The organism is Eubacterium sp. AF36-5BH (assembly GCF_003460505.1).
In the GTDB taxonomy this organism is placed as follows: Bacteria; Bacillota; Clostridia; order Lachnospirales; family Lachnospiraceae; genus Eubacterium_G.
The window spans coordinates 207,282-228,054 of record NZ_QTVG01000002.1; the positions used below are offsets into that span (position 1 = coordinate 207,282).

General features: G+C 32.7%; 18 protein-coding genes. 16 read left to right on the forward strand and 2 right to left on the reverse strand.

All coding sequences use genetic code 11. The features are described 5' to 3' along the window. Positions 1–29 precede the first annotated feature (29 nt). Positions 30–221, reverse strand: coding sequence for a hypothetical protein (locus DW006_RS02415; RefSeq protein ID WP_117998888.1), 192 nt, complete (start codon positions 219–221; stop codon positions 30–32). 207 nt (positions 222–428) lie between these two features. Between DW006_RS02415 and glmM the strand changes: the two genes are divergently transcribed. From glmM to DW006_RS02475, 12 genes are all read left to right on the forward strand, one after another. Next, positions 429–1,772, forward strand: a complete 1,344-nt coding sequence (gene glmM, locus DW006_RS02420) for a phosphoglucosamine mutase (protein ID WP_117998889.1) — start codon at positions 429–431, stop codon at positions 1,770–1,772. Then, positions 1,773–2,294, forward strand: coding sequence for a VanZ family protein (locus tag DW006_RS02425; RefSeq protein ID WP_117998890.1), 522 nt, complete (start codon positions 1,773–1,775; stop codon positions 2,292–2,294). It abuts the gene before it with no gap. Beyond that, complete coding sequence (hisC, locus tag DW006_RS02430; protein ID WP_117998891.1) at positions 2,269–3,324, forward strand: histidinol-phosphate transaminase; 1,056 nt, start codon at positions 2,269–2,271, stop codon at positions 3,322–3,324. The genes DW006_RS02425 and hisC overlap by 26 nt, the downstream gene beginning before the upstream one ends. A 21-nt stretch (positions 3,325–3,345) precedes the next feature. Continuing rightward, entirely contained in the window at positions 3,346–3,918 is a 573-nt protein-coding gene (locus tag DW006_RS02435; protein WP_117998892.1) for a manganese efflux pump MntP family protein, read from the forward strand. A 20-nt stretch (positions 3,919–3,938) separates the two neighbouring features. Continuing rightward, complete coding sequence (locus DW006_RS02440; RefSeq protein ID WP_117998893.1) at positions 3,939–4,139, forward strand: hypothetical protein; 201 nt, start codon at positions 3,939–3,941, stop codon at positions 4,137–4,139. Positions 4,140–4,352: 213 nt separating this feature from the next. Then, on the forward strand, positions 4,353–6,929 hold the full coding sequence (gene clpB / locus DW006_RS02445) for an ATP-dependent chaperone ClpB (protein WP_117998894.1): 2,577 nt from the start codon (positions 4,353–4,355) through the stop codon (positions 6,927–6,929). Positions 6,930–7,239: 310 nt separating this feature from the next. Then, positions 7,240–7,623: a metalloregulator ArsR/SmtB family transcription factor gene (locus DW006_RS02450; protein ID WP_117998895.1), complete on the forward strand. Its 384-nt coding sequence runs from the start codon at positions 7,240–7,242 to the stop codon at positions 7,621–7,623. A gap of 153 nt (positions 7,624–7,776) precedes the next feature. Beyond that, entirely contained in the window at positions 7,777–9,852 is a 2,076-nt protein-coding gene (locus tag DW006_RS02455; protein ID WP_243002561.1) for a heavy metal translocating P-type ATPase, read from the forward strand. A 61-nt stretch (positions 9,853–9,913) separates the two neighbouring features. Further along, the gene (locus tag DW006_RS02460; RefSeq protein WP_158561046.1) at positions 9,914–10,678 is read left to right on the forward strand and encodes a polysaccharide deacetylase family protein; all 765 of its coding nucleotides are present in this window, start codon (positions 9,914–9,916) and stop codon (positions 10,676–10,678) included. 69 nt (positions 10,679–10,747) lie between these two features. Next, complete coding sequence (locus DW006_RS02465) at positions 10,748–11,221, forward strand: small multi-drug export protein (RefSeq protein WP_117998897.1); 474 nt, start codon at positions 10,748–10,750, stop codon at positions 11,219–11,221. Positions 11,222–11,281: 60 nt separating this feature from the next. Beyond that, positions 11,282–11,677, forward strand: coding sequence for a hypothetical protein (locus DW006_RS02470; protein ID WP_117998898.1), 396 nt, complete (start codon positions 11,282–11,284; stop codon positions 11,675–11,677). Positions 11,678–11,695: 18 nt separating this feature from the next. After that, positions 11,696–11,875: a DUF4250 domain-containing protein gene (locus DW006_RS02475; RefSeq protein ID WP_117998899.1), complete on the forward strand. Its 180-nt coding sequence runs from the start codon at positions 11,696–11,698 to the stop codon at positions 11,873–11,875. A gap of 81 nt (positions 11,876–11,956) precedes the next feature. Here the strand turns inward: DW006_RS02475 and DW006_RS02480 are convergent, their stop codons facing one another. After that, a complete protein-coding gene (locus DW006_RS02480) occupies positions 11,957–13,342 on the reverse strand; it encodes a citrate/2-methylcitrate synthase (protein ID WP_117998900.1) in 1,386 nt (461 codons plus the stop codon). Between the two features lie 353 nt (positions 13,343–13,695). Here DW006_RS02480 and DW006_RS02485 point away from each other — a divergent pair, with 353 nt between their 5' ends. From DW006_RS02485 to DW006_RS02500, 4 genes are read left to right on the forward strand one after another with little or no spacing between them, the layout of a single operon-like run. Next, entirely contained in the window at positions 13,696–15,012 is a 1,317-nt protein-coding gene (locus DW006_RS02485; protein WP_117998901.1) for a replication-associated recombination protein A, read from the forward strand. A gap of 17 nt (positions 15,013–15,029) precedes the next feature. Then, on the forward strand, positions 15,030–18,566 hold the full coding sequence (locus DW006_RS02490) for a DUF5717 family protein (protein ID WP_147337630.1): 3,537 nt from the start codon (positions 15,030–15,032) through the stop codon (positions 18,564–18,566). 58 nt (positions 18,567–18,624) lie between these two features. Next, positions 18,625–19,857 (forward strand): DUF5716 family protein, encoded by a 1,233-nt coding sequence (locus DW006_RS02495; RefSeq protein ID WP_117998903.1) that lies wholly within the window; start codon positions 18,625–18,627, stop codon positions 19,855–19,857. Positions 19,858–19,882: 25 nt separating this feature from the next. Continuing rightward, on the forward strand, positions 19,883–20,662 hold the full coding sequence (locus DW006_RS02500; RefSeq protein WP_117998904.1) for a tetratricopeptide repeat protein: 780 nt from the start codon (positions 19,883–19,885) through the stop codon (positions 20,660–20,662). The last annotated feature ends 111 nt before the right edge of the window (positions 20,663–20,773 follow it).

Sequence of the window (20,773 nt, forward strand, 5' to 3'; positions counted from 1 at the left end):
TAAAAAGTGTCGGACTTTTTTGGAGCTGTCTATGTATATTTCGTTGTTACTTTAGCTGTAGTTGTAAGTTGCTCCCATAGGGCATCGTGGAATAACATTGCAAGCTCCTCCCAATGTTTGTGTTGTTGCTTTTCGAAAAAAAGTTCTTTTTTCAAATTATCAACTTCCTGTTGCAACTTCATTGTTTCTTGTAATAAAGACGTATCTTCGGCAAAATTCACACTATCACCTTCCCCCAAAAGTTATATGTAATTACCCTCTACAAGATTATAGCATTTAAAGTGAAATTTGTGGAAAATTTTCTTCGACTTTTAGCGACATAAAAATACAAAATAATATATATGGTCATAAAAACTATTCAAAACATTGTAAATAAATAGTTAATATTATATAATTGAAAGGATAAAATTCTGATGGAGGAATTACAAATGGGAAAATATTTTGGAACAGATGGATTTAGAGGGGAAGCAAATGTGAACCTCACAGCAATGCATGCATTTAAAGTAGGAAGATTTATTGGATGGTACTATGGAAGATTTCATAAATGTTCTGTAGCCATTGGAAAAGATACAAGAAGAAGCAGTTACATGTTTGAAGATGCTTTATCAGCAGGTTTAACATCAACAGGAGCCGACGTATACCTTTTACACGTAACAACAACACCTAGTGTTTCATACGTTGTTAAGACAGAAAACTTCGACTGTGGAATTATGATTTCTGCAAGTCACAATCCTTTCTATGATAACGGAATCAAACTTATTAATGGTAAGGGCGAAAAAATGGAACAGGAAGTTATTGATGAGGTAGAAAAATATCTTGATGATGATTTCGATTCTATACCATATGCAACAGGTGATAAGATTGGTAGAACAGTTGACTACTTTGCGGGAAGAAACAGATATATGGGTTATTTAATGACTCTTGCAAAACATTCATACAGAAACATAAAGGTTGGACTTGACTGTTCTAACGGTAGTGCATCATCAATTGCCAAAGGTGTTTTTGATGCATTAGGCGCAGAAACTCATGTAATTAACAATGAGCCAAATGGAACAAACATTAATATGGATTGTGGTTCAACACATATTGAAGTTTTACAGAAATATGTAAAGGAAAATCATTTAGACGTAGGTTTTGCATATGATGGTGATGCAGACAGATGTTTGTGTGTAGATGAGAATGGTAATTTAGTTGACGGGGACTTGATTTTATATGTTGCCGGAGTTTATTTAAAACAAAACGGAGAACTTGATAATAACACAGTTGTTACAACAATTATGTCTAACATTGGTTTATATAAGGCATTTGATGCAGTGGGAATTAATTATGAAAAGACAGATGTTGGTGACAAGTATGTATATGAATGTATGAGAAATAATGACTACAGACTTGGCGGAGAACAGTCAGGCCACATTATTTTTAGTAAACATGCTACAACAGGTGATGGTATTTTAACTTCAATTAAGTTAATGGAAGTTATGATTTCATCTAAGAAGAAAATGTCAGAACTTACAAGTCCTGTTACAATTTACCCACAGTGCTTAAAGAATATTAAGGTTATTAGCAAACCTGAAGCAAGAGCAGATGAGGATGTACAGGCAGAAGTAAACAAGGTTGCAGAGGCACTTGGTAACGATGGAAGAATTCTTTTAAGAGAAAGTGGTACAGAACCTGTTATCAGAGTAATGGTTGAAGCAAAATCAGACTTACTTGCAGAAAAGTATGTAGACCAGATTATTGATGTGATTAAGAAAAAAGGTCATGCAGTATAAATGAATAAGAAAAGAACACTATGGGCAGTAAGAATTATTCTTATTGCTCTTATAGTTTGCTGGATGATGATTATATTTGATTTTTCAGCTGCAAATGGTCAACAGTCCCAGTCTTATAGTGATGGGATTACAATTAAGATAATAAGACTTATAAAAAAAGACTGCAATATGTTATCTAAGGACAGGCAGCAGGAGTATTTTAATAAGGTTAGTTTTTTTGTGAGAAAGACAGGGCATTTTGGTGAATATGGAATATTATCACTTTTATGGTCAGGTTTTTTACTTACATTTAAATCCATAAGAAAAATAAAAAAGAAAATATTTATATTAATACCAACAGCAATTTCATTGGTATATGCGGCTACTGATGAGTTTCATCAGGGATTTGTTGATGGAAGAAGTCCTGGAGTAAGGGATGTATTTATTGACACTTTAGGAGGATTTACAGCTACAGTTTTTATAACGGTAATTGCATGGCTGGTATTTAGGAGGAAAGATGAACGCTTGGGAAAAAAATGTTAGAAAGGTAACACCGTACACACCGGGAGAACAGCCAAAGGTTGATGACGTAATTAAGTTGAACACAAATGAGTGTCCTTATCCACCATCACCTAAAGTTGTGGAAGCATTGGAAAACATGAACAAGGATAAATTAAGATTATATCCTGATCCTGATGCTACAGAGTTAGCAGATGCAATTGCAGAATACTACAATGTAAACAGCAATCAGGTTTTCGTTGGAGTAGGTTCAGATGATGTAATAGGAATGGCTTTCCTTACATTTTTTAATTCTGATAAACCCATATTATTTCCAGATATTACATATTCTTTTTATGATGTGTGGGCTGATTTGTTTAAGATTAAATATGAAACAAAGAAGTTGGATGATAACTTTAATATAAAAGTTGAGGATTATTTCGAACCAAATGGTGGAGTGATTTTCCCAAATCCAAATGCACCAACATCAATTGAAATCTCTTTAGATTCCATAGAAGAAATAATAAAAAATAATCAGGATGTTGTTGTAATTGTTGATGAAGCTTATGCTGATTTCGGCAAAGTTACAGCCCTTGATTTAGTAAACAAATATAATAATCTTCTTGTAGTTAGAACATATTCAAAATCAAGAGCAATGGCAGGAATGAGAATAGGCTATGCAATTGGAAATGAAGCTTTAATAAGTGCAATGAAAGCTGTTAAATTCTCTTACAATTCATATACAATGAACATGCCAAGCATTGTTGCCGGTGTGGCTGCAATTAAGGATGATAAATATTTTAAGGAAATTGTAGGTAAGATTATAAAAACAAGAGAAAATGCCAAGGAAAAATTAGCAGATTTGGGCTTTGAATTTGCTGACTCTCAGGCGAATTTTATATTTGCAAAGCATAAAAATGTTAGTGCAAAAACAATTTTTGAAAAATTAAAAGAAAAGAAAATATATGTGAGATATTTTAATAAACCACGTATAGATAATTATCTTAGAATAACTATTGGAACTGATGACGAGATGGACAGGCTTTTTAAGGCGTTAGAAGAAATAGTTAAATAAAAAATATATTCAGGAGAAGTTATGGGAGTTATTGATATCTTATTTATTGGAATAGGACTTTCCATGGATGCCTTTGCAGTGTCTATATGTAAAGGACTTAAAATGAAAGTTGTAGACCTAAAACAGTGCCTGATGATTGCTTGGTTTTTTGGAATATTTCAGGCTATTATGCCCACCATTGGTTATGTGTTAAGTTCAAAGTTTGTTGAATACATTAATGCGTATAGTCATTGGGTAACATTTGTACTTTTAACAATTATCGGTGCAAACATGATAAGAGAATCAGTGGGAAATGAAGAAGAGGAAACTGATGGAAAACAGGTTGTAGGAATTAAGGAACTTTTTGGACTGGCTATTGCAACAAGCATTGATGCGTTGGCAGTTGGAATAACATTTGGTACAATGGGAAGTCAACTTCACTTATCCATTTGGCTGTCAGTTACATTAATAGGAATTACAACTTTTATTATTTCAATAATAGGAGTTTTTATTGGAAACATATTTGGTTCCAAATACAAAACCAAAGCTGAAATAGTAGGTGGTATAATTTTGATTCTTATAGGAGTTAAGGTTGTATTAGAACATTATTTATAAAACACAATTAAGGAGGAAATATGCCGTACACAGAAGCAAGTAAAAGAGCAACTCTTAAATACATGAAGAAATTAAAGAGAATACCTCTTGATATGCAAATACCCCAGTATAGTCGACTTAAGGCATATTGCGACCATAAAGGTAAGCCGGTAAATACTGTAATTAAGGAAATTATTTTTGAAAAAATAGATTCTGAAATGGGTGAAGACTGGAAAAATTAAATAAATAGCATAAGTTAAGAATGTCTGAATACTAAGTGTGTTCAGACATTTTTGCATAACAAAAAAGTAACAAAATATTAAATTTATGAATAATGATTTATAAAAAATAAGTTGTATATTAATAAATAGTTCAAGAAATGGACTATAATAAGTATGGAATGCCACTGACCAAAGGGAGGAGACATTTTATAATTATATGAGGAGGTAGGTTGTATGAACATAAGTAAGTTTACACAAAAATCAATTGAGGCCATACAGAATACTGAAAAGATAGCAAACCAGTATGGCAATCAGGAAATTGATCAGGAACATTTAATATATGCGTTGATTAATTTAGAAGACAGTTTAATACTTAAACTTATTGAAAAAATGGAAATTCAGCCTGAACACTTTAAAAATAGAATTGAGCAGGCGATTGAAAAACGTACAAAAGTTCAAGGTGGAAACATGTACATGAGTCAGGCTTTAAATGATGTATTGATTAATGCAGAAGATGAAGCAAAAAGAATGGGTGATGAATATGTTTCAGTTGAACATTTATTCTTAATGCTTATTAAGAAACCAAACAAAGAAGTTAAGGAAATTTTTAGAGAATATGGAATTACAAGAGAGAGATTCTTAGGTGTTTTGGAACAGATAAGAGGTAATGTAAGAGTTACATCGGATAATCCTGAAGGCACATACGATGCTTTATCAAAGTATGGCGAGGATTTAGTTGAAAAAGCAAGAAATCAGAAACTTGATCCTGTAATTGGACGTGATTCTGAAATAAGAAATGTAATCAGAATTCTTTCAAGAAAAACAAAGAACAATCCTGTACTTATTGGTGAACCCGGTGTTGGTAAAACAGCAGCAGTTGAAGGTTTGGCACAGCGAATTGTTAAAGGTGATGTTCCTGACGGCTTAAAGGACAAAAAGATTTTTGCTCTTGATTTGGGTGCCTTAGTTGCAGGTGCAAAGTATAGAGGTGAGTTTGAGGAAAGATTAAAAGCTGTACTTGAAGATGTAAAAAATAGTGAAGGAGAAATCATTTTATTTATTGATGAACTTCACACAATAGTAGGAGCAGGAAAAACTGATGGTGCAATGGACGCAGGCAATATGTTAAAACCTATGCTTGCAAGAGGTGAGTTGCATTGTATTGGAGCAACAACGTTAGATGAATATCGTCAGTATATTGAAAAAGATAAAGCTTTGGAAAGACGTTTCCAACCTGTTATGGTTAATGAACCAACAGTTGAAGACACAATTTCAATTCTTCGTGGATTAAAAGAAAGATATGAAGTTTTCCATGGTGTAAAAATTACTGATGGTGCCTTAGTTAGTGCAGCAACTTTATCTGACAGATACATTACGGATAGATTTTTACCTGATAAGGCAATTGACTTAGTAGACGAGGCGTGTGCCCTTATTAAAACTGAGATGGATTCAATGCCAACAGAAGTTGATGAATTGCGACGCAAAGTAATGCAGTTAGAAATTGAGGAAGCTGCTCTTAAAAAAGAAACTGATAATCTAAGCAAAGAAAGATTAGAAGAACTTCAAAAAGAACTTGCAGAGTTAAGAGATGACTTTAATAACAAAAAGGCAAAATGGGAAAATGAGAAAAACTCTGTAAACAGATTGCAGGAGTTAAGAGAAAAAGTCGAATCAGTTAAAAAAGAGATTGAGATGGCTCAAAACGAATATAATTTGGATAAGGCAGCTCAGTTACAATACGGTACTTTACCTGAACTTCAGAAGCAGTTAGAAGAAGAGGAAGCAAATGTTAAAAATAAAGATTTGTCACTTGTAAGGGAAAGTGTAACTGATGAAGAGATTTCAAGAATTATTTCCCGTTGGACAGGCATACCTGTTGCAAAATTAACAGAGACAGAACGAAATAAAACATTACATCTTGACGAACAGCTTCACAAGAGAGTTATAGGTCAGGACGAGGCTGTAACAAAAATTACAGAGGCAATTATACGTTCTAAGGCAGGAATTAAAGATCCAACAAAACCAATTGGTTCATTTTTATTCCTTGGACCTACTGGTGTTGGTAAAACAGAGCTTGCAAAAGCATTGGCTGAGAACATGTTTGATGATGAAAGTAATATTGTCAGAATAGATATGAGTGAATATATGGAGAAATACAGTGTGTCAAGATTAATAGGAGCGCCTCCGGGATATGTTGGATACGATGAAGGTGGTCAGTTGACAGAAGCTGTTAGAAGAAAACCATATTCAGTTGTATTGTTTGATGAGGTTGAAAAAGCACATCCTGATGTATTTAATGTACTTTTGCAGGTTTTAGACGATGGTCGTATTACAGACTCACAGGGTAGAACTGTAGATTTCAAAAATACAATTTTAATAATGACTTCTAACATTGGTTCGCCATATTTGCTTGATGGTATTGATGATCAGGGGAATATCAAAGAAGAAAATCAGGAACTTGTAATGAATGATTTGAGAGGTCATTTCAGACCTGAATTCTTAAATAGACTAGATGAAATAGTGATGTTTAAACCGCTTACAAGGGAGAATATTGGTGGAATTGTTGATTTGATTATTAATAATTTAAATGAACGTTTAGCTGATAAAGAATTAAAGATTAGCCTGACACCGGAAGCTAAAAAGTACGTTGCTGATAACGGATATGATCCGGTATACGGAGCAAGACCTTTAAAGAGATATTTACAGAAGAATGTTGAAACATTAGCAGCAAAAGTAATCCTTGAAGGAAAAGTAAGCCTTGGAGATACAATTGTATTTGACGTGGAAGGTGATAAATTAGTAGTTAAATAAAACAATTGAGAATCAGATTAAAGAGAAACATTTCTAATATTGCTGAAATAATGCAATAGGAGTGTTTCTCTTTTTTTATATAATAAGAAATTACTTTGGAATTTCTTATTATATAAAAAATGTTCCACTAGGGAGGCACCCTGATGCAAAAAGAAAATAGTTGTATGACAACAAGCACTCGGTTCGTAGAATTTCGTAAGCGATATTCTTTCTTGCGTAATAAGAAAATATGTATTGACAGATAGAATACAAATATGTATTATAAACATATGAACAATCATTCATATGTTTATAGAAGGAAGGAGGATATATGAAAAAAGAAGACAAATTAGATGCCGAAGTAAAAGATGAAATAGAACATTGTTGTAATAAGAAACATGCAGAAGATATAGAACATTTAGATCACAATATGCCTGACGAAGGAACTTTATGTGACTTGGCGGAATTTTTCAAGGTGTTTGCAGATTCAACAAGAATTAAAATCCTATACGCATTATCTAACAAGGAATTATGTGTGTGTGATTTGTGGCAGGGATTGGGACTTACTCAATCGGCTGTATCTCATCAGCTAAGAATTTTAAAGCAGATGAGATTGGTTAAGTACAGAAAAGAAGGAAAGACTATATATTACTCATTAGATGACGACCATATCCAATCAATTTTAAATGGTGGATTAGAGCATGTAATGGAATAGTTATTCTTAAAAAATACCACTGCCCAAATGGAGGGCAATATGTATTATTTTAGGAGGAAACAAAATGAACGAAGTTTATTTTTAGAATGTTTTCGAGGAAATGCCTATAATCAAAGGAAAGGAACAATACATATAATAGTAGGAGGAAAAGAGATGAGATTGCAGGAAAATATAAAAAACAGAAAAATGATGCATCATGACGATACTGCAGGACATGGACATAATCATGAACATCATCACGACCACGATGACTGCTGTTGCGGACATGAACATGGACACAGTCATGGACATGGATGTGATTGCTGTGAAGATGGTGTAGAAATTGAAAAAAATAAAACAATAGCGGGAGTTGCAGTATTCCTTGTGGCTTTTGTGGTTTTCCATATACCGGGACTATTTAAGTCATTTAGTGATACAACAATGGAAAATATTGAATTAATAGTATTTTTACTTATTTATTTGGTTACAGCAAAGGACATTGTTCTAAACGCCATTAAGAACTTATTTAAGGGCAAGGCATTAGATGAACAGTTCCTTATGTCAGTTGCAAGTTTAGGTGCATTTATTGTTGGCGAATATCCTGAAGCCTGTGCCGTTATGTTATTTTACATGGTTGGTGAATTGTTCCAGGATTATGCAGTAGATAAGTCAAGAGATTCTATTACAGAATTAATGGATATCAGACCTGATTATGCAAACATCTTAAAGAAAGATGGAACTATTGAAAAGGTTGATCCTAACAAGGTAAAAGTAGGAGATACAATTATTGTAAAACCTGGTGAAAAGGTTCCTCTTGATGGTGTAATTATTGAAGGTCAGGGAACACTTGATACATCAAGTCTTACAGGAGAAAGCCTACCAAGAGAAGTAGGATTACAGGAAGATGTTATTAGTGGTTCAATAAGCGTAAGCGGTGTTCTTACAATCAAGGTTACTAAGGCATTTGGAGAATCAACAGTTTCAAAGATTCTTGAATTAGTAGAAAATGCAAGTAGCAAAAAGGCAAAAACAGAAAGATTTATAACAAGATTTGCAAAGATTTATACACCAATCGTTGTTGGTTTAGCAGTTGTGTTGGCAATTGCACCACCACTTATAATGGCAACAACAGGTTCAAACATTACTGATTTCTACGGTGTATGGAGCCCATGGATTTACAGAGCACTTACATTCTTAGTAGTTTCATGTCCTTGTGCGTTGGTTATTTCAGTTCCACTTAGTTTCTTTGCAGGAATTGGAGCCGCTTCAACAAAAGGTGTTTTAGTTAAGGGAAGCAACTATTTAGAGTTAATCTCAAAATGTGACACTGTAGTATTTGATAAGACAGGTACATTAACAAAGGGTGTTTTCAAAGTAAGTAAGATTAATGCCAATGTAGATGAAAAGAAATTTCTTGAAATGGCAGTTGTTGCTGAAATGTATTCTAATCATCCAATTGCAAAATCATTAAAGGATGAATTAATTAAGAAAGACAAGAGTGTATTTGACGGCATTCAGGCAAGACAGAAAGACATTAAGATTGAAGAAATTCATGGTAGAGGAATTAAGGCAGAATTAGACGGTAGTGAAATTTTAGCCGGCAATGGCAAATTGTTGGATATGTTCAAGATTCCTTATGAAAAAACCGGAGAAATAGGAACTATTGTTTATGTTGCTGTTGATAACCAGTATTTAGGATATGCCGTAATAGAAGATATAGTAAAAGAAACATCATTAGAAACAATTAAGCAGTTAAAGTCATTAGGTGTGAAAAACACTGTTATGCTTACAGGTGACAGAAAAGAAATTGCTGAAAAAATAGCAAAGGAATTAAATCTCGACAGTGTTTATTCAGAATTACTTCCTGAAGATAAGGTAAGACATGTTGAGGAACTTCTTAAAACAAGTGGAGTTTTAGCGTTTGTTGGTGATGGTGTAAATGATGCTCCTGTACTTGCAAGAGCTGATATCGGTATTGCCATGGGCGCAATGGGAAGTGACGCGGCAATTGAAGCAGCAGACATTGTTTTGATGGATGATAATCCTAAAAATATTGGCAAAGCAATTAAGATTGGTCGTAAGACAATGGGCATTGCTAAACAGAACATTATATTTGCTTTAGCTGTTAAAGTTTTAGTATTAATACTTGCAGCAGTTGGTATTGCATCAATGTGGGCAGCTGTTTTCGCAGATGTTGGTGTATGCGTAGTTGCTATTTTAAATGCAATGAGAGCAGGAAAATTAAAATAGAAAAACATATTCTGTAAGAAATGTTCATAAGATAAATAATAATATGTACAGAAGGTTTTTTATGAAAAAAGTATATGTATTAGTAATTTTTGCATTAGTTGTGCTAAATGTTTTTCTTTGGGGCGTTTTGGTCATTAATAATCTAAATGAAAAAAACAACAGGCTTAATGAAACTACAACTTATAAAAAACAACCAAAAGTTAAAAACAATGGTATCAAAAAAACAGATTCAAAAATATCGAAACCAAAAGTAGCAATTACTTTTGATGATGGACCAAGCACAGTTTACACAAAAATACTTTTAGATGGTTTAAAAGAACGTGGCGTTAAAGCTACGTTCTTTTTGACTGGTCAGGAAATACAATACAGCAAAGCAGTTGTTAAAAGAATGGCAAAAGAAGGGCATATAATTGGTAATCACACCTATTCCCATATTGATTTGAAAAAGGTAAACTATGCTCAGGGAAAAGATGAAATAGAAAAAACAAATGACATTATTAAGGATTTAACAGGAAAAAAGCCGGAATATATAAGACCACCTTACGGAGACTGGGACAAAAGGCTAATGAATGAAACAGATATGTCAATTGTGTTATGGAGTGTGGATCCTGAAGACTGGAAAGACCAAAATGCCAATATAGTTGCCAACAGAGTGATTAAAAACACCTCCGATGGTGACGTGATTTTGCTACATGATATTTTTAAAACTTCAGTGGATGCAGCGTTTATTATAATTGATGATCTACGGGAAAAGGGCTATGAATTTGTTACAATAGATAAAATAGACAGTGTAAAAGTAATAAAAAATAAGAACATTAACAAATAAAATATTGTTAAAAACATACACGGATGTTATACTGTCATAGATGTAAAAAAAATAAGAAAAGAGGATAGTATGATCAAGTATTTAACAATTTTTTTAATATCAATGGTACCTATTGTTGAGTTGAGAGGGGCACTACCATACGCAGCAGTATTCGGTTTGCCAATGCTTCCATCTTACATAATCTGTGTAATAGGGAACATGCTTCCGGTACCATTTATTTTCTTTTTTGCAAGAAAGGTATTAATATGGGGGGCTGATAAGAAGTTTATAGGAAAGTTTTTCACATGGTGTCTTGATAAAGGAGAACGTGGTGGAGAGAAATTAAAGTCAAAAGCAGGAAAAGGTTTATATGTGGCATTACTTCTTTTTGTAGGAATTCCACTTCCGGGAACAGGCGCCTGGACAGGAACATTAGCCGCAAGCTTTTTAGACATGGACTTTAAGAAAAGTGTTGTTGCATGCATGGGAGGCGTATTACTTGCAGGTGTAATAATGGGAACATTAAGTGCATTGGGAGTAACAGCTTTTTCAGTAGCATTTTAACGTAAGAATAGAGATTACAACAATGTTTGAAGTTTTCAAACGTGGAAATTGGAGTAAATAATGAGCAAAAAACAAATGAATTATGATTATATGTATAAGGGCAAAAAGAACGGTTCCCCAATGAGAACAGGTTATGAAAAATATACACCTGGAATTGTTGGGAAAATCGCTCTTGGAATTACAGTTCCTTCAGCATTAATTGCCTTAATATCTGTTTTAATAGCAGCTTTTGGAATGATACAGGCAATAGTAGTTACATTCTTTACTTTTATTATTGCTTTCGTAGGAAGTGTTGTTATTGCCATAGATATTGTCAGATTTAACAGACAGCAGAAGAAAGTAACAGACAAAAGGGAAGGCCCAAAGGAAATGGATATTATGAGAATAGTTCATTTGCTTATTGGTGTTGCCGCTGGTGTTATTATAGGTTATTTAATCTGGGGTGTTAAACATTAATTATATGGAGGAAATATAATGAGTCAGTTACCAAAGGATCCTGTAATGCTGCTTAGCGTAGTTAATACAAATCTTAGAGATTTTTATTTAAGTCTTGATGAATTTTGTAACGCAAAAGATGCAGATAAGAATGAAATAGTTAATGCATTATCAGCAATAGGATATGAATATAATGAGGAAAGTAATCAGTTTAAATAAAGATTACATAAAAAGTGGGTATTTATTACGAATGACTGTAATAAATACCCACTTTTTTATATCTTATAATATTAAGAAAAATTAGCTTTTTCTACGTTTGCTTAATGGAACATATTTTGTTGGTTCAGCAACATTCTTATATGCAGGACGAATAATTTTACCTGCATTAATGATTTCTTCAATTCTATGAGCACTCCAACCTGACATTCTTGCAGCTGCAAAAAGAGGTGTATATAATTCATCAGGCAGGCCTAACATTGAATATACAAATCCGCTGTAGAAGTCTACATTGGCACTTACAACTTTTTTACGTTTATGTGCTTTTGAAATTACATCAGGTGCAAGACGTTCAACATTCTTGTATAATGCTAATTCATCAGTACGACCTTTTTCAACAGCAAGCTTTTCTGTAAACTGTTTAAGAAGAATTGCTCTAGGATCAGATATGGCGTAAACTGCATGTCCAATACCGTAAATAAGACCTGACTTATCGTACAGTCTCTTATCAAGTATACCACGAAGATATTTCTTGATTTCTTCATCGTCATTCCAATCATTAACAGCTTCCTTCATGTTGTCAAACATACGCTTAACCTTTACGTTAGCACCACCATGTCTAGGACCTTTTAAAGAACCAAGAGAAGCAGCAATGGCTGAATATGTATCAGTACCTGATGAAGATACAACGTGAGTAGTGAAAGTAGAATTGTTACCACCACCATGCTCAGCGTGTAATACTAAAGCTAAATCTAATATTTTGGCTTCCAGTTTTGTGTATGTACTGTTTGGTCTAAGCAGTCTTAAAATATTTTCAGCTGTCGAAAGATTTGGATCTGGATTAATAATATGCAAGTCATCACCATAATGATAATGTCTCATTGCGTGATAACTGTAAACAGATATTAATGGAACTCTTGAAATAAGACTGATACACTGTCTTACAACATTTGGTATGGATGTGTCATCGGGATTGTCATCCCATGAATAAAGAGATAAAACACATCTTGCCAATTGGTTCATCATATCTGAACTTGGTGCTTTCATTATAATATCTCTAACAAAAGTAGCAGGCAATGTTCTGTATTCTGCAATTACTTTATTAAAATTTTCTAATCTGCGGGCTGTTGGTAATTCGCCAAATAAAAGAAGATATGTAACTTCCTCAAATCCAAAACGGTCTTCTTTAATAAAACCATTAACAATATCATTTATATCAATTCCACGATAAAACAATCTACCTTCACAAGGAACAGATTTACCATCGACAATATCAAATGAGTGAACATCACCGATTTCTGTTAGCCCTGTAAGAACACCCTGACCACCTTTTTCACGAAGACCACTTTTTACGTTGTATTTGTCATATAAAGCAGGGTCAATACATGAATTAGTTATGCATCGGTCAGCATATTTGTTTATTTGTGGCATTAATTTTTCTTCGTCTACATGTTTACGAATATTTGGCATAAAATGTGCCTCCTCTCTGTAACAATAAAATATGTAATTATGTAAAAATTAATAAAAGTAATTAATCTGCTAAATAAAATTAAATGGCAGGTTAATTAAATAAATAAACTGTAATGAGATTTGTACTTTCACAGTTTAACACTTTAATTAAGTATTTTACCATAAAATAGCATTTTTCTCAATGAGTGTTAAAAATATAGATTATTTCTTCATATTCTTATTTTTATGTGGTAGAATATGTAGGAATATGGGGTTATATACCCTAATATAAATGATTATGCAGAATCAAGAGACGAAATCTTTTGAAAATGTAATTATTTTAGTTAAAAAAATTAGAACAAAAGAGGCAAAATATGGATATTTTTGACTATGCAAGAAATATAAATAGCGAAAAAGAATCACCTTTGGCAAGTAGATTAAGACCGACTACTTTAGAAGAGGTTGTAGGTCAGGAACATATAATTGGCAAAGGCAAATTGTTATATAGAGCAATTAAAGCTGACAAGATAAGTTCAGTAATCTTTTACGGCCCTCCGGGAACGGGAAAAACTACATTGGCGAAAGTAATTGCAAATACTACAAGTGCAGAATTTACACAGCTTAATGCAACTGTAGCAGGGAAAAAAGATATGGAAGAAGTTGTTGAAAAAGCCAAAAACAACATGGCAATGAGTGGTAAGAAAACAATTCTTTTTGTAGATGAGATTCACAGATTTAATAAGGGACAGCAGGATTATCTGTTACCTTTTGTAGAAGATGGAACGGTAATCTTAATAGGTGCAACAACTGAAAATCCATATTTTGAAGTAAACACAGCTTTAATATCAAGATCAATTATTTTTGAACTACAACCACTTACGGCAGATAATATTAAAACGCTTATATATAGAGCTGTTAATGATGCAGAAAAAGGTATGGGTGTGTACAATGCGATTATTGACGATGAGGCAGTAGGCTTCTTAGCAGAACTTTCAAATGGTGATGCAAGAACTGCCCTTAATGCAGTGGAACTGGGAGTTTTAACAACTGATCCAAGTGAAGATGGAAAGATTCACATAACCCTGCAGGTAGCAGAACAGTGTATTCAAAAAAGAGCCCTTAGATATGACAAAGGTGGAGATAATCATTACGATACTATTTCTGCATTTATAAAAAGTATGCGAGGTTCTGATCCTGACGCAGCAGTGTATTATCTGGCAAAAATGCTTTATGCAGGAGAAAGTGTTGATTTTATAGCAAGAAGAATTATGATTTGTGCTGCAGAGGATGTGGGACTTGCCAATCCACAGGCGTTAGTTGTTGCAACATCTGCGGCTGATGCAGTTCACAGAGTGGGTATGCCTGAAGCGCAGATTATTTTATCAGAAGCTGTTATTTACGTGGCAACTTCTCCAAAAAGCAATGCGGCATGCAATGCAATTTTTAGTGCCATGTCTACTGTTAAGAATACAACAACAGAGAAGGTGCCAACTCATTTAATGGATGCACATTATAAGGGTTCAGCGAAACTTGGACATGGAATAGGTTATAAATATGCTCACGATTATCCAAATCATTATGTGGACCAGCAGTATTTACCTGATGGTTTGGTGGGAACCAGATTTTATGAACCCGGTGATTTAGGATATGAGCAGGAAGTAAAAGAGTATTTTAAGCTAATAGGAAAATAATTTTTGAGGTAATTTAATTGAAAGTATTAATGGAAAGACTTGCATCAGGTAATGTTTCATACGAAATTGCCGATGCTTTAATATCTGAAAATAAAATAACTGTTGAACTGGATGCTGATGAAACTATTGAAGGTGACATTGCAATTGTTGGAAAAAACTCAATGGACATAAAAGGGATTGCGTATTCTTCAGACAGCCATTTTGTGTTTAGATACAATCAGTTTAACGGTATAAAAAATAGATTACATTATATTATAAATGGGAAAAATCTTGTACCAAACAAAGTGTGTATAGGAAAAATAAATATAATAACAACAGCAGGTGAATTTGAGATACCTTTTGAAATAAAAGTAAAAGAAAGGGAAATTGTTACAGAAATAGGAGTGCTAAAAACACTTGAGGACTTTGTGGAATACGTTAGAACTAATTATGACGAAGCCTTGATTTTGTTTATTTCAAAGGAATTTTCTGAATATTTCTTAAAGGGTGATAATCATGGTATAGCTCTCTATAAGCAGTTAATGAGAAACGCAAATAGAGATGTTGCCTTAGAAGAATTCATGGTTGCAATGGGCTTAAAAGAACCTGTAAAAATATCATTAAAAAGTGAAACAAAAGAATATGAGAATTTAACAGACAATTATGGTGACACATTAATTATTACAAGAAACACATGGGGCTATGCCGAAATTGATGTGGAATTAGAGGGAGAGTTTTTCTATAACTGTAAGGAAAGAATTACAAGTGAACAGTTTAACGGAAAGACAATGGAATATTCTTATTATTTAAACACTGCAAAGCTTCATTGTGGCATGAATGAAGGAAAGATTATTTTTAAAACAGCAGGTGGAAAAGAAGAATACAAGGTTGTTGTAAAGAATCCCAAAAATGACAACAGTGATTATATAAAGCTAAGAACAACAGACGGTTTCTTAATAAAGAATTATTTGAAATTCAGAACAGGTAACATAACAGGCAGAAAGTGGATTGATGATGCGGCAGATATTGCTGAACAGAGATTAACTGTAGATAACAGTGATATTACAGGTAATCTGTTAAAGGCGCAGGTGGCTATTCTTAATAACAACAAAGAACTTGCCAAGTTAGCATTAGATGAGTCAGCTAAATATATTCAAGACAGCAATCCTAAAAATGTAATTGCCTACTGTTATTATTTATATCTGGCAGCTTTGTACAAGAACGAATATGACTTTACAAATGAAGCTAAGAAAAAAATAGAACAGTATTATGAGGGTGGTCACGATAACTGGCAGATACTTTGGATTTTATTTAATATGGACAGCAGATATGACGAAAATCCAAGTCTTAAATACACATTAATTAAAAGAATGTTTAATAAAGGCTGTACAAGTCCTGTTATGTATTATGAAGCTGCTAAAATCATTAATAAGCAGCCTGAACTTCTTCGTGTAATGAACAGATTTGAAATTCAGGTTTTAAACTTTGCAGGAAAATATTCAATGGTAAAAGTAGAGCTTGCAAAGCAGGCAGCTGACCTTATGAATAGCGAGAGAAGTTTTAAGCCGTTATATATTGATATTTTAAGCAGAATTTATAAAGAAACTAAGGACAATGAAGTTTTAACTTCAATATGCAGTGAAATAATTAACAGCGGAAAAATCAATAATGAATATTTTAAGTGGTTAAGAGAAGGTGTAAGAAAAGAATTAAAAATTACTAACCTTTATGAATACTACATATATTCAATAGACATTAACAGTTATGAACCACTGGAGAAAACAGCCTACAAATATTTTTCTTATGGTACAGATACATTGGTTTATAACAAAGATTATTTTTATGCCAATATGCTTGAAAACTTAGGAAAAAATGATGAACTATATCCTAAGTACAAAGCCGGCTTGGAGAAATATGTAACAGAACAGTTGCTTAAAGGAAACAACAATATACATTTAAAGAGAATATATTCGTATATATTAGATGATGAATTTTTAGATGGTAACTTAGATGAATATATGCCTGGAATTATGAACACTTATAGAATGAAGGTTAATAATCAGGACATAACAAATGTTATTGTTTCCCACAAAGAAGTGGAAAGTATACAGAGCATGCCATTAACAGATGGTGAAGCGTATATTACATTGTATACAAAAGAGCCGGTAATTGTTTTCATTAATCATAGTGGAAAAGTATTAGCAGATGTAGATTATACCATGGAAAAAATGGAGGTTACGGCACCACTTACAAAGACAGGCAATAATCTAATGACAATGCTATGTCAGTTAGAAGATGTTATGGATTCTCCTGAAAAATATGTAGGGCAGGTTGTACAGCTTAAAGAAATAGAAGAATCTGACACATTAACAGTTGAGTTTAAAAATTACTTAAAAGAGTTTATTGTTGACTATTATTACAAGGAATTTGATAAGGGACAGTTTGATGACTATATACTTGAGTTTGACATGGAAGAGTTGTCAATGGCATCAAGAAACAAGTTACTTGAAATTCTAATTAAAAAAGAACTTTGGGAAAAGGTTATGCCATATTTAGATAAGTATGGTTATTTGTCAATTAACGAAGGTCTTTTAGAAAAAGTCTGCAGGCATTATGTTGCAGAACAACACTACAGTGAAAATGAATTATTAACAGAAATCTGTGGTTATGTATTTGAGAAAGGCTGTACGGATGAAGCTGTTCTTAAATACATGGCAAAATACTATAATTCAGGAACAGAGAATTTGTACAAACTTTATACTCAAATGAAAGTAATGAATATAACAGACAATGAATTTGTAGAAAAATTACTTGTACATGTTATTTTTGAAGGACAGGTTAATGACAGATTATATGAATTGTATAAAGAGTATATAAAAGGCGTAACAAGAACAGTAATAAGAAAAGCATTTTACAGTTATGTAACATACAATTATTTTGTTAAAAAAATCCAATGTCCGGATAGTGTTTGGGAGATTTTGGAACAGGAATATTTTAACGGGTTGGCAACACCTGTTATTGTTAAAATAGCTTTTGTGGAAAAAATGTCCTCAAAAACTAATATTACTGAAAGACAAATTAAAATTTGTGAAGGATTAATAAAGAGTCTTGTTAAGGATAAGATTATTTTTCAGTTTTATAAAAAGTTTAACAGATGGTTTAAAATACCATTTGACTTAATAGACAAAACAATAATTGATTATAGAACTAATCCAAAACACAGAGTTAATATTGTTTATACAATTAACAAAAACGGTGGTGAACAGGTAGAAAATACTGAAGAAATGAATAGCATTTATCCGGGGATTTTTACAAAGAATATCATTATGTTCTATGGGGAAAAAATTACTTACAAGATTTTGGAATATTCTGATGAGTATCCTTATGGAAAAGAAGTTGCAACTGACTCAATATGTATTAGTGAGAAAAATACATACAATGATGAAAGTAGATTTGGAATGATTAACAGTATGATGATATGCCGAAAAATTGGAAGAGAAGACGCAGCGAGAGAAATGATGCAGTCTTATCAATTGTGTAAGGAAGCAGGTAGAGAAATATTCAAATTACTATAAATTATTGTAGAAAACACAGAAATATATTTGAGATACAAAAACAAGGGAGGAATGAAAGTTGGCAAAAGAAATAATTTTAGGAATTGATTTTTCAAGAGATTATTCACAACTATCATATTTAGATGATACAGGAAAACCAAAGTCGGTTAGTATAGGAACAGAAAATAACTATCTTATACCAACTGCTGTTTGCTTTAACAGTGAACTAAAAGAGTGGTCTGCAGGAGATGAGGCAATAAACAAAAGCCACAGTGAAAACAGCAGACTGATTAGGGAACTACCTTTATTATTTAATGAGGATACAGAAGAAGATGTAGGGAAAATAATGACGGTTTTCTTTGCATATTTATTGAAACTTGCAGTTAATCAATGTAATGGAAGACTTATAAAAAATATTTTAGTAACTGTTGAGGAAGTTAATCAAAATGTACTAAAAGGCATAAAAGAAGTTTTGACTGACCTAGGTTACCAGAAAGATGATATCAGAGTAATAAGTCATTCAGAAAGTTTTGTTTATTATACACTTAATCAGAATAAAGATATTTGGATTAACAAAGTTCTGTTTTTGGAGTTAAACGAATATGAATTTGCCTGCAGACGTTTAGAGGTTGTAAGAGGTCGTGAACCACATGTTGCCGATGTAAAAGTAGAAGATTTAAGTAATCTTTTTGACTTGGAAATGGCAAAAAAAGACATTCATTCATGTGATAGAATTTTGGCAGATTACATGGATGAGTTATTAAAGAAACATGTAGTTTCAGGAATTTATTTGTCAGGTGCAGGTTTTTATCTTGATGGCTGGCAGAAGACTCTTCAGACAATCTGCAGAAACAGAAGAGTATTCAAAGGTAATAATTTAATTGTAAAAGGTGCGGCATACGGAGCAAAAGAATGTTTCCTGCCACCTACTCTTGATAAATATCTTATTTCATGTAAAGGAAGAACAAGAGTAAAGATAACAATGGCTGTAGAATACAAAGGTAAGGACAGTAACATAACCTTATCAAACATTGGAGATTACTGGTATGATGCAACATCGAAAATGGAATGCATTATGGAAAAGCCAACAAAAGCAGTTTTTGAAATTCAGGATTTAATTAATCATTCTAACGATACATTCAAAATTGACTTAAGGGATTTTCCTGAAAGAGAGCCCAACACCACAAGAATAGAAGTTGATTTCAGATATGTGGAAGAAAACAAATTTGAAATAACAATAAAAGATTTAGGCTTCGGTGACTTTTTTGAAAGTTCAGGTATGACTGTCACAAGAGAAGTGACTTTACAGTAAATCATGGAAAGGCAAGGTACAAAACGTGAACTATATTAGATTATGTACAACTCATTGTGATAAACCTTTTTACATAAAAGAAGTAAATAAAAATATTTATTCAATTGAGGAATTAAGTTATTATCTGTACAATTATCTGTATTTAATTGATGACAAATTTTTTAGTGATGAGTTAATAGATTACATCGACAAGGATTTAAAGCAGCATAATATTGCAGCAGGCATAAAACAGATAATTGCTAATGAAGGTGAAATTGGTGAGAAGATTGCTTATGTTATAAAGAACTCAGAGTATTTTACAGATAAAATGGCTGAAAAGCTGGGTAATCATTTAGAGGCTCTTTGCTCAAAAACAGCAGCAGAAAGATGGAAGGCAAAAGCTGACATTCTAATGGATACTGAAAAATATAACATGGCAATAACTTATTATAACAACATATTAAGTAAGGCAATTAACAATGATTTGCCAGAGAGATTTTATGGTGATGTGTACAACAACTTAGGTGTTGCCTATGCAAGACTTTTTGAGTATGAACAGGCAGCAGCAGCTTTTAGAAGTGCTTACAGATTAAACAAAACCAACGAATCTTTAGAATCAATTATTATGTGTGATCTTATTACAGATAACGACAAAAGATTGAAAATAGACCAAAACAAATATTCAGTAACTGACACTGTTGTAAACAGACTTCGTTCCGAACTTATAAAAATGAAAGTGGAAATTCAGTCAGATTGGGATAAGGAAAAAGAAGAGGATTTTATAAGAAAATGTCAGAAAGAATATATTGTAGAAATTAATAGTTAAAATTTCGAAGATTATATTGAATGAAAAAGCACCCTCAAATGAGGGTGCTGAATTTGTTATGAGTATTGTTATTTGTATATAATGATTTTATTCTAAGTTACTTATTTTTAA